11 protein-coding genes, 1 tRNA gene and 2 pseudogenes are annotated in these 14,354 nt (G+C 53.9%); 3 read left to right on the top strand and 11 right to left on the bottom strand.

Going from position 1 to position 14,354, the window contains the following annotated elements; all coding sequences use genetic code 11:
- Positions 1 to 88: 88 nt before the first annotated feature.
- From OO306_RS21380 to OO306_RS21370, 3 genes are read right to left on the bottom strand one after another with little or no spacing between them, the layout of a single operon-like run.
- A complete protein-coding gene (locus OO306_RS21380; RefSeq protein WP_265969858.1) occupies positions 89 to 2,263 on the bottom strand; it encodes a DEAD/DEAH box helicase in 2,175 nt (724 codons plus the stop codon).
- Positions 2,260 to 3,714 carry a Hachiman antiphage defense system protein HamA gene (locus OO306_RS21375; RefSeq protein WP_265969857.1) on the bottom strand — a complete coding sequence of 485 codons (1,455 nt, stop codon included), beginning with the start codon at positions 3,712 to 3,714 and terminating at the stop codon, positions 2,260 to 2,262. Before OO306_RS21375 ends, OO306_RS21380 begins: the two co-directional genes overlap by 4 nt.
- Positions 3,711 to 4,835 carry a ComEC/Rec2 family competence protein gene (locus OO306_RS21370; RefSeq protein ID WP_265969856.1) on the bottom strand — a complete coding sequence of 375 codons (1,125 nt, stop codon included), beginning with the start codon at positions 4,833 to 4,835 and terminating at the stop codon, positions 3,711 to 3,713. The genes OO306_RS21375 and OO306_RS21370 overlap by 4 nt, the downstream gene beginning before the upstream one ends.
- A gap of 1,116 nt (positions 4,836 to 5,951) precedes the next feature.
- On the opposite strand from OO306_RS21370, the pseudogene OO306_RS21365 reads away from it, so the two are divergent.
- Positions 5,952 to 6,230 (top strand): annotated as a pseudogene (locus OO306_RS21365) (DUF2442 domain-containing protein); the annotation flags it as partial.
- Positions 6,231 to 6,317: 87 nt separating this feature from the next.
- Here OO306_RS21365 and OO306_RS21360 read toward each other — a convergent pair.
- Together OO306_RS21360 and OO306_RS21355 are read right to left on the bottom strand one after the other, a co-directional pair.
- Positions 6,318 to 6,393 (bottom strand) — tRNA-Thr (locus OO306_RS21360).
- A 98-nt stretch (positions 6,394 to 6,491) separates the two neighbouring features.
- The gene (locus OO306_RS21355; protein WP_265969866.1) at positions 6,492 to 6,740 is read right to left on the bottom strand and encodes a hypothetical protein; all 249 of its coding nucleotides are present in this window, start codon (positions 6,738 to 6,740) and stop codon (positions 6,492 to 6,494) included.
- A gap of 459 nt (positions 6,741 to 7,199) precedes the next feature.
- On the opposite strand from OO306_RS21355, the gene OO306_RS21350 reads away from it, so the two are divergent.
- Positions 7,200 to 7,493, top strand: coding sequence for a DUF3077 domain-containing protein (locus OO306_RS21350; protein ID WP_265969855.1), 294 nt, complete (start codon positions 7,200 to 7,202; stop codon positions 7,491 to 7,493).
- A 236-nt stretch (positions 7,494 to 7,729) separates the two neighbouring features.
- Here OO306_RS21350 and OO306_RS21345 read toward each other — a convergent pair whose 3' ends face one another.
- The 5 genes from OO306_RS21345 to OO306_RS21325 form a co-directional block, all read right to left on the bottom strand.
- Entirely contained in the window at positions 7,730 to 8,941 is a 1,212-nt protein-coding gene (locus OO306_RS21345; protein WP_265969854.1) for a methyltransferase, read from the bottom strand.
- A gap of 133 nt (positions 8,942 to 9,074) precedes the next feature.
- Positions 9,075 to 9,764 (bottom strand): ABC transporter permease, encoded by a 690-nt coding sequence (locus OO306_RS21340; protein ID WP_027594257.1) that lies wholly within the window; start codon positions 9,762 to 9,764, stop codon positions 9,075 to 9,077.
- Positions 9,761 to 10,456: an ABC transporter permease gene (locus OO306_RS21335; protein ID WP_099428097.1), complete on the bottom strand. Its 696-nt coding sequence runs from the start codon at positions 10,454 to 10,456 to the stop codon at positions 9,761 to 9,763. Before OO306_RS21335 ends, OO306_RS21340 begins: the two co-directional genes overlap by 4 nt.
- 54 nt (positions 10,457 to 10,510) lie before the next feature.
- Positions 10,511 to 11,272 carry an ABC transporter substrate-binding protein gene (locus tag OO306_RS21330; protein WP_099428098.1) on the bottom strand — a complete coding sequence of 254 codons (762 nt, stop codon included), beginning with the start codon at positions 11,270 to 11,272 and terminating at the stop codon, positions 10,511 to 10,513.
- A gap of 13 nt (positions 11,273 to 11,285) precedes the next feature.
- A complete protein-coding gene (locus tag OO306_RS21325; RefSeq protein WP_085273850.1) occupies positions 11,286 to 12,059 on the bottom strand; it encodes an ABC transporter ATP-binding protein in 774 nt (257 codons plus the stop codon).
- A gap of 617 nt (positions 12,060 to 12,676) precedes the next feature.
- On the opposite strand from OO306_RS21325, the gene gabP reads away from it, so the two are divergent.
- Positions 12,677 to 14,062, top strand: a complete 1,386-nt coding sequence (gene gabP, locus OO306_RS21320; RefSeq protein ID WP_027594261.1) for a GABA permease — start codon at positions 12,677 to 12,679, stop codon at positions 14,060 to 14,062.
- A gap of 166 nt (positions 14,063 to 14,228) precedes the next feature.
- On the opposite strand, the pseudogene OO306_RS21315 reads toward gabP, so the two are convergent.
- Positions 14,229 to 14,354: pseudogene (locus tag OO306_RS21315) on the bottom strand (LON peptidase substrate-binding domain-containing protein); the annotation flags it as partial.

The raw sequence follows: 14,354 nt of genomic DNA, 5'->3' as shown, positions 1-14,354 counted from the left end.
ATCCCTAAAAATACCCATCAAGTTAAATTTTATTTGAAGGCTCATGCGGAACGATTTGAGAGATTTGGTACTGCGTTGATGAAATCTGTTAGATATAAGCTATGGCACGCTCTAGAAGCTTTCTCTCGAATCCGTCAAAGTACCCAGGAATTATTTTCTTGTGTTGTATGATGTACCCTAACAGACTGTCTACTGTTGAGTCTTCATTTGCGTCGGCGAGATCATATATCTTGTTTGCTAGATAAGCAGGAATTCCAAACTCTTCAAGCGCGACGATCGGCGCCGGAAGATACATAGATTCTAGGCTGAATGCAAAAGCTGTATAGTCTCCGCAAAAGTAGTTGTATCGTTTGAATATCGTGCGCTGAATGTCACTTATCGCTAAGATAATTTTTGGCAAATTGTAGCCTATTAGATTCCTCTTGAAGTCAAAAACACTTTGCACGGCGTCATCTATCTCGTAATTCTTTGCGCGAGAGGCCAAAAAGTCATATTCGCTTTGGATTAGCTCTCTATCTTCAGCTTTGTTGATGATATTTAGTACACGATAGAAAAGTTGGTTGCTGCTCTTAACGCATCCCCCACCCATTCGTGACACGCCGAAGTATTTGAACATTATTTCGCAAAGGTGCCTTAGTTGGTGTTTGTTCGGGTGCTTTCCAGACCATGTCATTAGGCGATGCCATGGTTTGAATTTTTCCATGAGAGCTTCAGCAAACTTTATCATTCGCTCTGGCGGTACACCAATGTGTCTATTTAATAGGCTGATTGGGATGTATTGCTGTGTAGTGTAATTAGATAGCGAGGCGCGTTTCTCAGAACTCAATTCATCTATTATGCTGAGGAGCATTGAGGCAGAGGCATTGTCATCCTGTGTTACAATTGGTACGTCAATAAATGGAAGTTCAGCCGTTGGCTTGCGCCCAATTACATGGATGTTTCCAACAAAGTGCTCGAACATGCGCCCGCTACGGCCGCTAATATTGTTGAACGTGAAGGAGTCTAACTGCGTTGCGCCTCTAATGCAGTCATCGTAAATTATTACATTTCTCGCGTTTGTGTTGACGCCTTCAATTAAGGTTGAAGTGCAAACTAGTATGTTAATAAGCTTCTCGTTAAAGGCCTCTACAATATAGCCAGAGACTACTCGTGGTAGTCTTCCGTGATGACAAGCGATACCATATTCAATCGCCTGCGCCATCGACCAGTCATTGTGATAAATCTCTCGCAACCATGAAGAAAATGAGTTCTCATGTTTTTTTTGATTAATTAGATCGTATGACATGATTTTTTTGACTAAAGATGCAGCGCGATTTGGCGTTTTGCAAAAAATTAGAGTTTGTTCATTTGGTTTTAGATTGCTCAAAATATTTCTAAGATGTTCGTCTCTATCTATATCTTTTTCAGTGTCAGTACCGTGCGGCCTAATTTTATAGCCGTACTCGTTTGCAGCTACTGTTTTGTAGTTGTCATACCTGACGAACACGCAGTTTAGCTTTTCTTCAATGCCATGTGCTAGCCCGTTTATGTTAGGGCCAAGCATGTAGAAGCGTTTGCAAATCTTAAAGAGCTTGTGGAATGCTAAGTTCAGCCGATCGCTTCTGTAATCTTCTGAGTTCAAGGGAGCTAGTTTGTAAAACTCATCAATAATAAAGAAATCAACTTTTTCCAGGTTTCTGCACTCAAGTACTCTTTCTTGTGTATAAATGTATAGATTTCGGTTCGAAGGTTTTTGTGATGATTGTGTGATTATTTTATAATCTTGCTTGTGTTTGGTAAATTTTTTACGGAGTTCGTCCATAAGGGCGATGGTTGGAACAATAATTACTAGGTTTGAAAATATGCCTGAGCTTATTAGCGCGTCAATAACCAAGCTCTTCCCAAAGCTCGTCGGGGCACTTAGAACAATATTCTCTCCATTTATTATTCTGTAGTAAATTTCGGCTTGTTTAAGGTGGAATGTGATGTCTTCGGAAATGGGTGATTTAAATATTTCAAGCCGAAATTTATCTTTTGTTGTAGTAGAAGACTGGTCAATATATGGGAAAAGCCCTAGCTCAGATATAAGTATATTCAGCAAACCATTAAGTGGACGAAATTCATTGCGTCGCTCTAGGCATCGCAGCGTAAGATCTTGTATCAGAAAGTGATCTGCTTGGTTTGAGTTGTATAGCTGAATTAATTCAAGAAATAGCGTCTGCCAGGAGCTGAAAGACGGGTTGTCGATATCTGCGCGAAGCTCAGAATAAGATGCCTTGTTCATGCGTTGAACTCCGTGGCAAATGTGTCGTGCAATTTCTGCACATCATCAACAGGAAATAGGAAAACACGCAAATCTATTAGAGGAACGATGTGCGAATTGTATGCAGATACAACTCTGTTTCTGCATTCATCTACATCGCTTTGAAACAGGTCAAGAAATTTGGAAGGGTTGTATTTATTGATGGTTTCAGAATTGCTACACAAAAGAATTGGAATAATTATCTTGTCGAACTTTTCGGATAGGCTAAGGTTTGGCATTGAAAGCTTCTCTAGTTTGGATATGTGTGGCCAACTAGGTTCTAGAGCAGCTAAAATGAAGACAAGTCTGTCTTTTATTCCGCCTGCGCGAATTAGCAAATCGACGCGATGAATAGCTTCTTTTACGGCATTCTCTAAATTTTCTTCCATCGCTGAGATGCCAAGCCATAATTCAACTTTCCCATTGCTAATAACAATATGAGAGCAGGAGAAGATGGCTTCTCCGTCTATAGTGGTTGTGTTGGAAATGATGGGGATCGTCTTGTGATTCTGGCGTATCGCAATGTGTAGGAGTAAGTCTGCAAGCGCAGCAGGATCTTCGATTTTGAAGTTGCGCCGAGCACTTTGAATTCGTTTAAAACTATGCGTGCTTAGGGCGCTTTTTTCCTTAGGCGTGAGAGCATAGTCCTCAACCCAGTTTAAGGCTTGATCAATCAGATTTCCCCTGCGCCACTCACCAAGATCAAAGCCAATATCTAATCCTTTGATATTTGGCTCAGCTATAGAACAGTCGATCGAAATATTAAACGGGCTTTCTGGGTGAGGAATACCATCGAATGAGATCTCCTCTCCGTCGATAATTGAAATGCCACTATTATTAATGTAATCCTTAATTGATTGCTTCTGAAATAGAGAGCGGAAGGAGACAGCCTGAAGTGCAGAGCCAATGGTTTGAATGGCTAAAAAACCGATGGCATAATTTTTGAAAAATACTGGTCCTCCAGAAAGTCCTCCAGCGTGCGCTATCTCTGCAGGTTTTCCAAACTCAAAATCGTATTTGTAGGTGCTTGAAAAGTCGAAGATATTAGATATTTTGCTTGTAACAGGAAAGTGTAGGCGACTTTTCTCTGCCGAATAACCGATGGCTCTTATTTCGTCACCAAGCTCGCTTTGATATTGGCCCAATTCAATTATGCAGCTTGTTTTAAACGTCGAAGAAGTTAAAATCGCAAAGTCGGATTCTGCATCAAACAAAACACATTCGACTGAATGAGAGGTGTCCGAATAATACTCATCTCGATTTCGGAAAATCTTTAGAGAACGCGCATCACTCAGTACATGGTAAGCAGTAAAAAAAATTGACTCTGCTACTGCAAAGCAAGTCCCTGTTGCAATCGCAATGTTCTGGTCATTATAAGCTTCGAGTATGAAGACGTTATCAAGCTTGAAGTCTTTCGTAAGTTCTTTGCTCAAAGTTCTAGTTCCTCAACGTTCTGGTGTAGACTAATATTGCCCTCCCAGTTCTCGATGTTCATCAGAAACGATTTTGTCAAATGTTGGATATTGTAGTTAATAATAATTTTCGCTGAGCGATTCGGCGCATATTTTACTATTCTGGCAATTGTTTCTAGGTCTGGATGACAGGACTTTTTTCCGTTAGTAGATATGAGGTAGTGAGAGGTATCTATTCGTTTAATTAGCTCTACATTGAAGTTGTTTTTGCTTCCATGGTGCGGAATTTTTATTGCGTCAACCTTTAAAGTGGGAAGCTCATTTTCATCCAGCCAAGAGCTAATAGTGGCAGCGTTGGAGTCAGCAAGCATCAATATGCTTTTGGATTCTGTTCTGAGCAGAAAAGAAATGCTGCTTTTGTTAGGAAGTGAGTCGTCATCCTTGAAAGGGCGACCGGCCAAATAATCTATGTCGTCACTGTTGCTAGATATGGCTTGGTCAGATCTCATAGGTTGGTCGATCGAGCTAAGGTAGCTTTCGAAAGCTGAGCTATAGCTTTTATCAATGATGCGCCTTTTGATACCTCTTGCTTTTAATACAGCCGTCCAGTTATCTCTCAGTTGATCTAAGTTTTCTTTCGTTGGACCTAGAAAGCTTAGCTTGAACTCACCCACTGTTATGGTTTTTTCTAGAGGCTGCCTTGTAATTGCTTGGCCATTGAATTCTAAATTTGTTTCAAAGCCTTTGCTTTTAATTATAAAGGACAGTGAGGTTCCTTCTGAATATCCTATTCTCTTGTCTTCATCTAGCAGTGTACTAGAAGCAGAAATTGCCGCTAGCTCTATTGCATCATGTCTGGTGCCTGGCTCGGTGGAGGTTTCTGAAATTATTTGGTTTGCACCATTGAAATAAATCCTGTCAACTTTATTTGAATGCAATGAGGTGAGAAGTCTTATTGCGCCACCAACATGATCATTATCAATATGGCTAACAAATAGGGCGTCCAGTTTGTCAATTTTCTGTATTGAGCTTGACCATTGGGTGAATGATTTTGCCGTACCACCATCTATTAGAATTTTGGTTGTGTTACCTATGATTAGGACTGAGTCGCCGTAATCAGCTTTCTGCATCAGAATTTTCATGACATGCCATCCCTAGGCCCAAGCATTAGGCGATCATGCCAAATTGCTATTAAAAATAGTAGCTGTGATGAAAACCATCCAACCCGCTTCTGGCGCTTGAGTGATCAGTTTCTTTTACAGAAAGCATTCGAAACGTTCCCACGTCATCTCGCCAAGAATGCTGAGTGTTATCAAGCTTGAGGGCCCTTGCGACCTGTGGGGATGTCCTCTAACGCGGGACTGGCGGCTCCTTACGTTCGGGAGCAAGGGCATCTCATGATCCGGCCTCCTGAGCACCGTTACCGGTGGGCGGGTGGAGGCTGCATTGGCTGACCAGACCTGCGCCGGGAGATCCTGAGCCGCGTGAAAGCAGTAATCCGATGACCGGGGCATCCCTGACTGTCAGTCAGGTGCAGTCCATTCCCTGGTCTGCGGCACCATCATCTACATGGCTTTTGCTGGTGAAACCGGCGTTTGTCACGACGATTGTCATGAGGGGGATTGACGCAAAGCGTTGTGCGATCAGGGCTGTAGCAGTGTTTGAAGTGCCCGTCTCTTTCCAGGACAAAGAGGTGGATACAGTTGGCGCAATTTACGACAAAGCGGATAGGTTGCTGCAGGAAAGCGGGGTTGGTGATGACCGCGATTATGCGCAGAGTAGCAATGTCAGCCATTGCATTCGGCGGGATGTTGGGAGCCTCTGGATATCAGTCATAGAGGGTTATCGCGCAGAGCATATCTCTCCGGTAGCGAGTCCCGTTGGCGAGCCCACCAATGGCGTGAGCGAACGGGGTACTGACGTCAACCGGTCTGGGTAGCCGTTCTGGAATGCCAGCAATCTGTTTGATAGACATTACTTCGCTGGGTACGGGTTCTATGCGGGGGGCGACCTTTTGGGCGCTGGGGAAATCTCTGGTTGGCGGTGAGAACGGCGTTTTGGCGGAGGCACTTGGGGCTGCTGTGCAGCCCATCGCAGGCAAGCCAGCTCCTACACGGGGCGTGCAGTTTTCAAGGGTAAGGGTGGCCTTTGGATATGGGGGTAGCTCAAATTAATGAAGCTGATGCGTGTACAGTTCGCTGCAAGCTGGCAATCCCGTGACGGGCCAATCGGGCTGATCTGTTGAAGGGGTGGATGAAATGGCATCGATGAAACGAACCCGCCTGCGGGCAGTTCAGCCTCGATCAGGCGCTAGTCTCGAGCTGACTTTTGTCGATGGGCAGCGGTTCACCCTGGATATGAGCAACGCGCTCGAAGCCTATCCTGGCTTGGCACCACTGACTGTGCGTAAAGCGTTCGAAGGCGTCAGGTTGGGTGATGGAGGGTGGTCTGTGGAATGGCCGGAATTGGACATTGAGATCGGTGCGGATACCTTACTGCTGGACGCGCTCGCCCAGTCGGCACCTGATAAAAACACCTCGCCCTGATGGACTGAGGGGCGTCGCAGCGGACACACACAAACAAAAAAGGCCCACCTTTCGGTGAGCCTTTTTTGATACTGCGTATGGTGCCGGCACCAGGAATCGAACCCGGGACCTACTGATTACAAGTCAGTTGCTCTACCATCTGAGCTATACCGGCAATGGGGCGTCATTATAACGATCGTTTGGCGCCTGTAAACCACTTCCTTGCGATTGTTTGCAAATGAGCTAAGTCACCGGCTTAAAAGGAGATTTTTCCTACCAGCCGCGGTGGATCGTGTTGACGTTTGGCTCGGTTTTGCCGGGGTTGAAAAACAGCTTGTCGTTGTCGCAGCCGCGCTTGCGGCAAGGGGTGTCGGCGCGCAGGGGGAGGCCTCGGTCGCCGCCCAGCTGCATGGCGGGGGTGTCCCAGCCCAGGTTGCTGGAAGACTGGCTTGGGGTGCCGCCGGCACACGCGGTCAGGGCCATGGCGAGGGTCAACAGGGCAAGGGGCTTGGCTTGGGTCACGATGAGGGTCCGTTGTTCCATTGTCGGCTCTGGCGCAACGCCAGAAGGTCGCAGGGCTGGCGGTCAGCGTGCGACGTGTCTTTTTAATGATTTAGGGGGCGGATGATACACCCTGGAAGGGGAGGCGGTGCGTGACCTGTAAGGCATTTCTGAACCTGAAACCAAATGCTTCGGGGTTGGGCTGCTTCGGACCTATCCTACGCGCGCTGCCGAAGTATCGCTGTTGTCGGGGAAGTGCCTCACGGATACCGTTTTCGGGTCGTTTCGGCGACCGGGTGTGAGAACCCGATTGAGAAATTGGCGGCACTGTAATGGTGGCCGTGCGCGGGCAGACTTCGGTCTGGCCGAGTCTTTTCGCGTTTTTTCTCCTCGGTTTCTCACCCCGCGTACGGCTGCCACCTTCATTCCGTGAGAAAGATCGGGTGGCAGTTCCTTTTTGAGAAAAAATGGAAGTTCGCCATGATCAAGATCGTCCCCGATCCCCCCCAGTCCCACATTGAGATCACCACCGCAGGCCTGGAAACCTTCCTCGAAGTCGGCAACCCACCGGTTAACCTGCTGCGCGTACAACCCGGCATCCCCATCGACGACGCCTACGAGCAGGTGTCGATCCTGCTCGGCTATATCAAGCACCTGCTCAGGGAGGGCGATATGGAAGACGACCATAAGCAGTTGGGCGCAGCCGATTACCTGGCGGCCCTGGCCAAGGCACTGATGAACGATATCGAGCTGGCCAAGAACAAAAACCGTTGACGCATCCGGCCGCTTTGTGGCCCCTGCAGAAAGCACAACAAAAGTTTATGCACAAGTAGCATTGCCAACTTGCGCGAAAGGCATGCCGAACCCATACGCCGCTGGTCTTTGCGCAAATGCCTGTTTTTGCGGGCCTTGAACTGCCTGCAGGAATAAGCCAAACGCTTGAAATAGCGCTTGGATCCAACCATTCATCAAAAGCTTGTGCACAGACTTATCCACAGGTTGTGCTGCGGCTAACGGTCGCGTTCCGCGAGGATGAGCAGGTTGCGTGGCGTGAGTGGATAGTCGCAGAACAAGCCAAGGCGCACGGCATAGCCTTGTTGTTCCATGAACAGGGCGCGGTCGAGTACCAGCCACAGTTCCAGCGGGCGGCGGAACAGGTTGCGCATCCGTTCGAGGTTGCGGACCTCGGCCAGGCGCTGCCAGCCGGCGGCCTCAAGGGCAGCCCAGTCTGGCGTGCCGCTTAGCGGGAGTTGCTTGAGTGCGGCCAGGTCGCGGCAATACGCCTCGAAGGGCTTGTCCAGCCAGGCCACCGGCAGCGACGGGGTGGGCAGGTAATCATCACACTGGCGCTGTTGGCGTTGCAGCAGGTCGAAGCCCAGGCGACGGGCCATCGAGGTGTCGCGCTGGCGGCGCACGCGGGCGCCGGCGGTGACGGTTTCACTCAGTGGCAGGCCGAGGTCGTCCAGCGAAAGCTGTAGGCTGGAGGCGTGGGCGGCTGTGGATAACGGCTGGTAGTGCTGTGCTTCGATGCGGTTGTAGCAGCAAGGGGCAACCGCGACTTGGCGGCAGCCTTGCTGGCTGGCAAGGCGCAGCAGGCGTACGTGCAGGTCGCCGCAAGCGTGCAGGGCGACCACGGTTTTGTCGCTGTCGAGGTGGCGGGCGCTGTCGGCGGCCATTACGTCTTGATGCACATGGCGCGCGGGCAGGTGGTGGTGGTCACTCAGGGCTTGGCCGGCGGCGACGAGCTCGGCGTCGTATTCCAGGCAGGTCAGTTGCTGGCCGGGCTGCAGCAGGCGGCGGCCGAGGTGGCCTTTGCCGGAGCACCAGTCCAGCCAGTGCTGGGGTTGCTCGTTGAAGGCCAGGCGGCGGGTGAAGGCTTCGATCTGCTGCCACTTGCGGCCGGGTACGCCGACGTCGAGGCGGTGGGCAGCGGGCGGTAGGCCGGCGTCGGGGAGTGTATCCAGGGCGCTAAGGTGGTGGGCTTGCTGGGCCAGTTGTGGGAAGGGCGCGGGCAGGGTGGTTGGGTCGGGCTCGGCGTCGGCATCGGCCAGGGGGGATTGGCGCAGGTGGGCGGCGAGCGCTGGGTGTTGGGCTTCCCATTCCAGGCGCAGGGCGGTGAATGGCCTGGGTTTCCACAGGTGCTGGTGCTCGGTCAGGAACTGGTCTAGGGCCTGGAAGCGGTCGCTTAGCGGGTGGCTGTGGAGGATGGGGAGTGGGGTCATGGTTGTGGTCGGCAGGGTTGGGGCTGCTTTGCAGCCCTTCGCGGGCAAGCCCGCTCCTACAGGTGGGGCGCAAGGTTTGCGCCCGGTGGCATTCCTGTGGGAGCGGGCTTGCCCGCGAAGAGGCCAGTAAGGTTTAGCGCCCTTGGCAGGCGTCTACCCGCAACCAGCGCTCCAGCAGTTTGAAACCTTGCACCAGCACAAACGAGATCAGCAGGTAGAACAACCCGGCAGCAAAGAAGATCTCCACCGGCAGGTAGGTGCGGGCGATGATGGTCCGCGCCATGCCGGTCAGTTCCAGCAGGGTGACGGTACTGGCCAAGGCGCTGGCCTTGAGCATCAGGATCACTTCGTTGCTGTAGGCCGGCAGGCCGATCCGGGCGGCGCGCGGCAGCATGATGTAGAACAGGGTCTTGCCCCGCGACATGCCCAACGCCCGTGCTGCTTCGATCTCACCTTTGGGGATCGATTGCAACGCGCCGCGCAGGATCTCGGCGATGTAGGCGGCGGTGTGCAGGGTCATGGTCAGCACGGTGCACCAGAACGGATCGCGCAGGTAAGGCCACAACGAACTGTTGCGCACGGCGTCGAACTGGGCCAGGCCGTAATAGACCAGGAACAGCTGCACCAGCAGCGGGGTACCGCGGAAGAAGAAGATGTAGCTGAACGGCAGGGCGCGCACGTACCAGTGGCGGGACGAGCGGGCGATGCCCAGCGGGATGGCCAGGATCAGCCCGGCAACCACGGCGATGGCCACCAGCTCCAGGGTCAGGGTCGCGCCCTGCGCCAGGCGTGGCAGCCATTTGATGATGACTTCCCAATTCATGATTCAGCCCTCGCAAAGCCGCGAGCGGCGCGTTTTTCCATGAAGTGCATGCCGGTCATGGCGATGACGGTCAAGCCCAGGTAGATGCAGGCCGCGACCATGTAGAAGGTGAACGGCTCTTTGGTCATGGTCACGCCGATCTGCGCGTGGCGCATGATTTCTTCTAGGCCGATGACCGACACGAGCGCGGTGTCTTTCATCAGGATCATGAACAGGTTGCCCAGGCCAGGCAGTGCGATGCGCCACATCTGCGGCAGGATGATCCGCGACAGAATGCGCGCCTTGGACAGGCCCAGTGCCAGGCCGGCTTCGCGGTGGCCCTTGGGGATTGCCAGGATGGCGCCACGGAACACTTCGGTGGCGTAGGCGCCGAAGCACAGGCCGAGGGCGATGACGCCGGCGGCGAAGGCACTGAGCTCAAGGCCGGGCATATTGAGCGCCTCGCCGAGGCTGTTCATCATGCCAACGGTGCCGAAATAAATAAGCAGGACCCAAAGCAGTTCGGGCACGCCGCGAACCAAGGTCGAGTAGAAGCCGCCAAGCCATTGCAGTGGCTTGACCGGGGACGTTTTGGCGAGGGCACCGAGCAGGCCCAGGATCAGCCCCAGCAGCAAGGCGCAGAGCGCCAGTTTTACGGTCATCAAGGTGCCAGCCGCAAGGGCCGGACCGAATCCGTGCAGGTCGATATTCATGGGTAGGGTCGTTCTAGGGACCAGCACGCCCAAGGGCGTGCCGGTCGGGGCGAATCAATAGATGCTGAACGGGAAGTACTTGTCGTTGATCTTTTTGTAGGTGCCGTCGGCGACAATTTCCTTGAGTGCGGCATTGAGCTTGTTGCGCAGCTCATTGTCGCCTTTGCGTACGGCAATGCCGACCTTGTCGCTGTCGTTCACCGGTTCGCCTTTGAACTCGAAGTTTTTGCCGGCAGCGGACTTCAGCCAGTCGTAGTTGGCGTACTTGTCAGCGAGGATGGCGTCGAGGCGGCCGGAGGTCAGGTCCAGGTAGGCGTTTTCCTGGCCATCGTACAGGTTGACCTTGAACTCGCCGTCCATGCCGCCGTTGTCGTCCAGCCAGGTCGCTGCCTGGGTGGCGCGCTGGGTACCGATGGTCTTGCCTTTGAGCGAGGCGCGGTCGGTTTTGAAGTCGACGTTTTTCGGTGCGATGAACTGCTGCTTGTTCGAGTAGTACGGGTCGGTGAAGTCGACGGCCTGCTTGCGCTCATCGGTGATCGACAGCGACGAGATCAGGAAGTCGAACTTCTTGGCGTTCAACGCCGGGATGATGCCGTCCCAGTCAGAGGTGACCACTTCGCATTCGACTTTCATCTTGGCGCACAGTGCGTCGCCGATGTCTTTGTCAAAGCCGACCACCTGGCCGCTGGCATCCTTGTTGTTGAACGGCGGGTAGGCCGCCTCGATGCCCATTTTGAGTTTTTCGGCTGCCATGGCATTTGCCGAGAACACCAGGGTGGCGGCAGCGGCCAGGAGGAATTTCTTATAGGTCTGCATTCGTGTTGCTCCGTTAGCGGTGGCTGGACATGAATTGCTTGCAACGCGCCGAGGTCGGGTTCTCGAAGACCTGCTGCGGCGATCCTTGCTCTTCAACCAGGCCCTGGTGCAGGAAGACGACTTCACTGGACACATGGCGGGCAAAGTTCATCTCGTGCGTGACCAGCAGCATGGTACGGCCTTCTTCGGCCAATGCGCGGATAACGTTTAGCACTTCCTGGACCATTTCCGGATCGAGCGCCGAAGTTGGCTCGTCGAACAGGATGACCTTGGGCTTCATGGCCAGGGTACGGGCAATGGCGGCACGTTGTTGCTGGCCACCGGAAAGTTGTGCGGGGTAGCTGTGGCGCTTGTCGAAAATGCCGACCTTGTTCAGCAAGGCTTCTGCGGCTTCGATGGCTTCGGCCTTGCTTTGGCCGAGCACGCGGCGCGGTGCCTCGATGATGTTGTCGAGGATCGACATGTGCGGCCACAGGTTGAAGTTCTGGAAGACAAAGCCGATCTCGCTGCGCAGGCGGTTGATCTGGCGGTTGTCGGCAGCGACCAGGTCGCCGTTTTTGGCGGCCTTGAGCTTGAGTGATTCGCCGGCCACCAGGATTTCGCCCTGGTGCGGGTTTTCGAGCAGGTTGATGCAGCGCAGCAAGGTGGACTTGCCGGAACCGGACGACCCCAGGATGGAGATCACGTCACCGTCGCGTGCGGTCAGCGAAATGCCCTTGAGAATTTCCTGCTCGCCGTAGCGTTTGTGCAGATTGCGGATTTCCAGCGCGGGCGTGGCCTGAGCCATGTGCGGTCCTCATGTGTTCGGGTGCGTTCCCAGCTGTTGGCGGCCTTCCTGGCGTGCGCCAAGCTAGCATAGCGGCATTATGGCGGCCAACAGGGTCGCTAGGGGCTCGGGTCGCTGTCGGGGCAGATTGTCGCATCGCTGCAGTGCAACGTCGCGAGGATGACCGCGAAGGTCTAGCCCAACACCAGAGCCTTGATGAAAAAAGGCGCGATGGTGCCAGCTTTGGCCCGCGCTTGGAAGCGGTTTTGGACCATTCGCGGGTAATCCCCCTCTGGGCCATTGCTGACGCTTGCCAGGCAGGGTTGTACCTGCCGGTTGTACTTTTCTGCATTGCAGCAGTGCATAGGTGTTACCTGGGAGCACCTTTGGTGCATTTGTAAGTGGGTATTTCAGTAATCCGGACCTTGCACGGCGATTTGGCGGCCTTTCGGTCAAGGCATGGCCGAAAGCCCTGCAAGCCGCGCCCTTTACGGTTGCAAGATTTTTCTGACGAATGCATTCAGCAGATGGCTCACTTATTGCCAGTAGGAAACCGCCGATTGCAGCGACGCCTAAATAACCCCAGGCGCGCTTCGTTCCCGTAGTCGGAGTGGTCCACTCCTTACAAAGGTAGTTTTATGAGCGGTAACAATTCCAATGACCTCGCTCAGGGGCTCAAATCGCGGCATGTCACCATGCTGTCCATCGCTGGCGTGATTGGCGCCGGTCTGTTCGTTGGCTCCGGCCACGCCATCGCCGCCGCTGGCCCGGCCGTACTGCTGGCCTACGCCGCCGCCGGTACCTTGGTCGTACTGGTCATGCGCATGCTTGGCGAGATGGCCATTGCTTCACCTGACACCGGTTCTTTCTCTACCTATGCCGATCGCGCCATTGGGCGCTGGGCCGGCTTCACCATTGGCTGGCTTTACTGGTGGTTCTGGGTGCTGGTGATTCCGCTGGAGGCCAACGCGGCCGCGGCCATTCTGCATGCCTGGTTCCCTGCTGTTGATCTGTGGGCCTTCTCCTTGATCATCACGCTGGTGCTGACCCTGACCAACCTGTGCAGTGTGAAGAACTACGGCGAGTTCGAGTTCTGGTTCGCCTTGCTCAAGGTCCTGGCGATCATTGGCTTCATCGTCGTGGGTTGCGTGGCCATGTTCGGCTTGGCGCCTGGCAGCCAGGTAAGCGGTGTCAGCCACCTGTTCGACACCCAAGGCTTCATGCCCAATGGCCTGGGCGCGGTGCTGGCAGCCATGCTGACCACCATGTTCTCGTTCATGGGTACCGAAATCGTCACCATCGCCGCTGCCGAGTCCAAAGACCCGGGCAAGCAGATCAGCCGCGCGACCAATTCGGTGATCTGGCGTATCTGCTTGTTCTACCTGGTGTCGATCTTCCTGGTTGTGGCGCTGGTGCCGTGGAACGATCCGGCCCTGGCTGAACTGGGCTCTTACCAGACTGTGCTGAGCCGCATCGGTGTGCCGAATGCCAAGCTGATCGTCGACATCGTCGTGCTGGTCGCCGTCACCAGCTGCCTGAACTCGGCGCTGTACACCTCCTCGCGCATGCTGTTCTCCCTGGGCAAGCGTGGCGATGCCCCGGCCATGTCGCAACGCACCACCAAGGCAGGTACGCCGCATGTGGCGGTGTTGATGTCGACTGCGGCAGCGTTCCTGTGCGTGTTCGCCAACTATGTGGCGCCGGCCCAGGTGTTCGAGTTCTTGCTGGCCAGCTCCGGCGCCATTGCGCTGCTGGTGTACCTGGTGATCGCGGTGTCGCAACTGCGCATGCGCAGCCAGCGTGAAGCGCGTGGTGAGAAGATCGACTTCAAGATGTGGCTGTTCCCGGGCCTGACCTGGGCGACCATCGCCTTCATCGTTGCTGTGCTGGTGGTGATGGGGCTGCGTGAAGATCACCGCGCCGAGATCATCGCCACTGCCTTGCTGAGCATTGGTGTGGTGGCGGCCGGGCTGCTGGTGCATCGCAAGCGCGAAGCGGCTGGGCGGGTGGCGCTGGATAACTGATCTGCGCTGCTTTGAATGAAAAGGCCGCGCCCTGTGTAGGGCGCGGCCTTTTTGCATGTTACGGCCCGCTAGCGAATTCTGCGTCCCGCTGTAGGAGCAGCCTTGTGCTGCGAAGAGGCCCGTGAAAGCAGCCAATAGTTGCGGTGCATTCACCGGCCTCTTCGCGCCCTTCCACTTCCGTGAAGCGCTCTACCGCGCCACGCTGCTCGCCCTCTACCAGCACCTTGACGGTGCCATCAGGCAGTTTCAGCAATTGCAGTACGGTGGCAACGGTGCCGACGCGGTACAAGGC

Source organism: Pseudomonas sp. DCB_AW (assembly GCF_026240895.1).
GTDB classification, from domain to species: domain Bacteria; phylum Pseudomonadota; class Gammaproteobacteria; order Pseudomonadales; family Pseudomonadaceae; genus Aquipseudomonas; species Aquipseudomonas kermanshahensis.
Note: the sequence above shows the minus strand (reverse complement) of the source record. Positions and strands in the feature narration are given on the sequence as shown.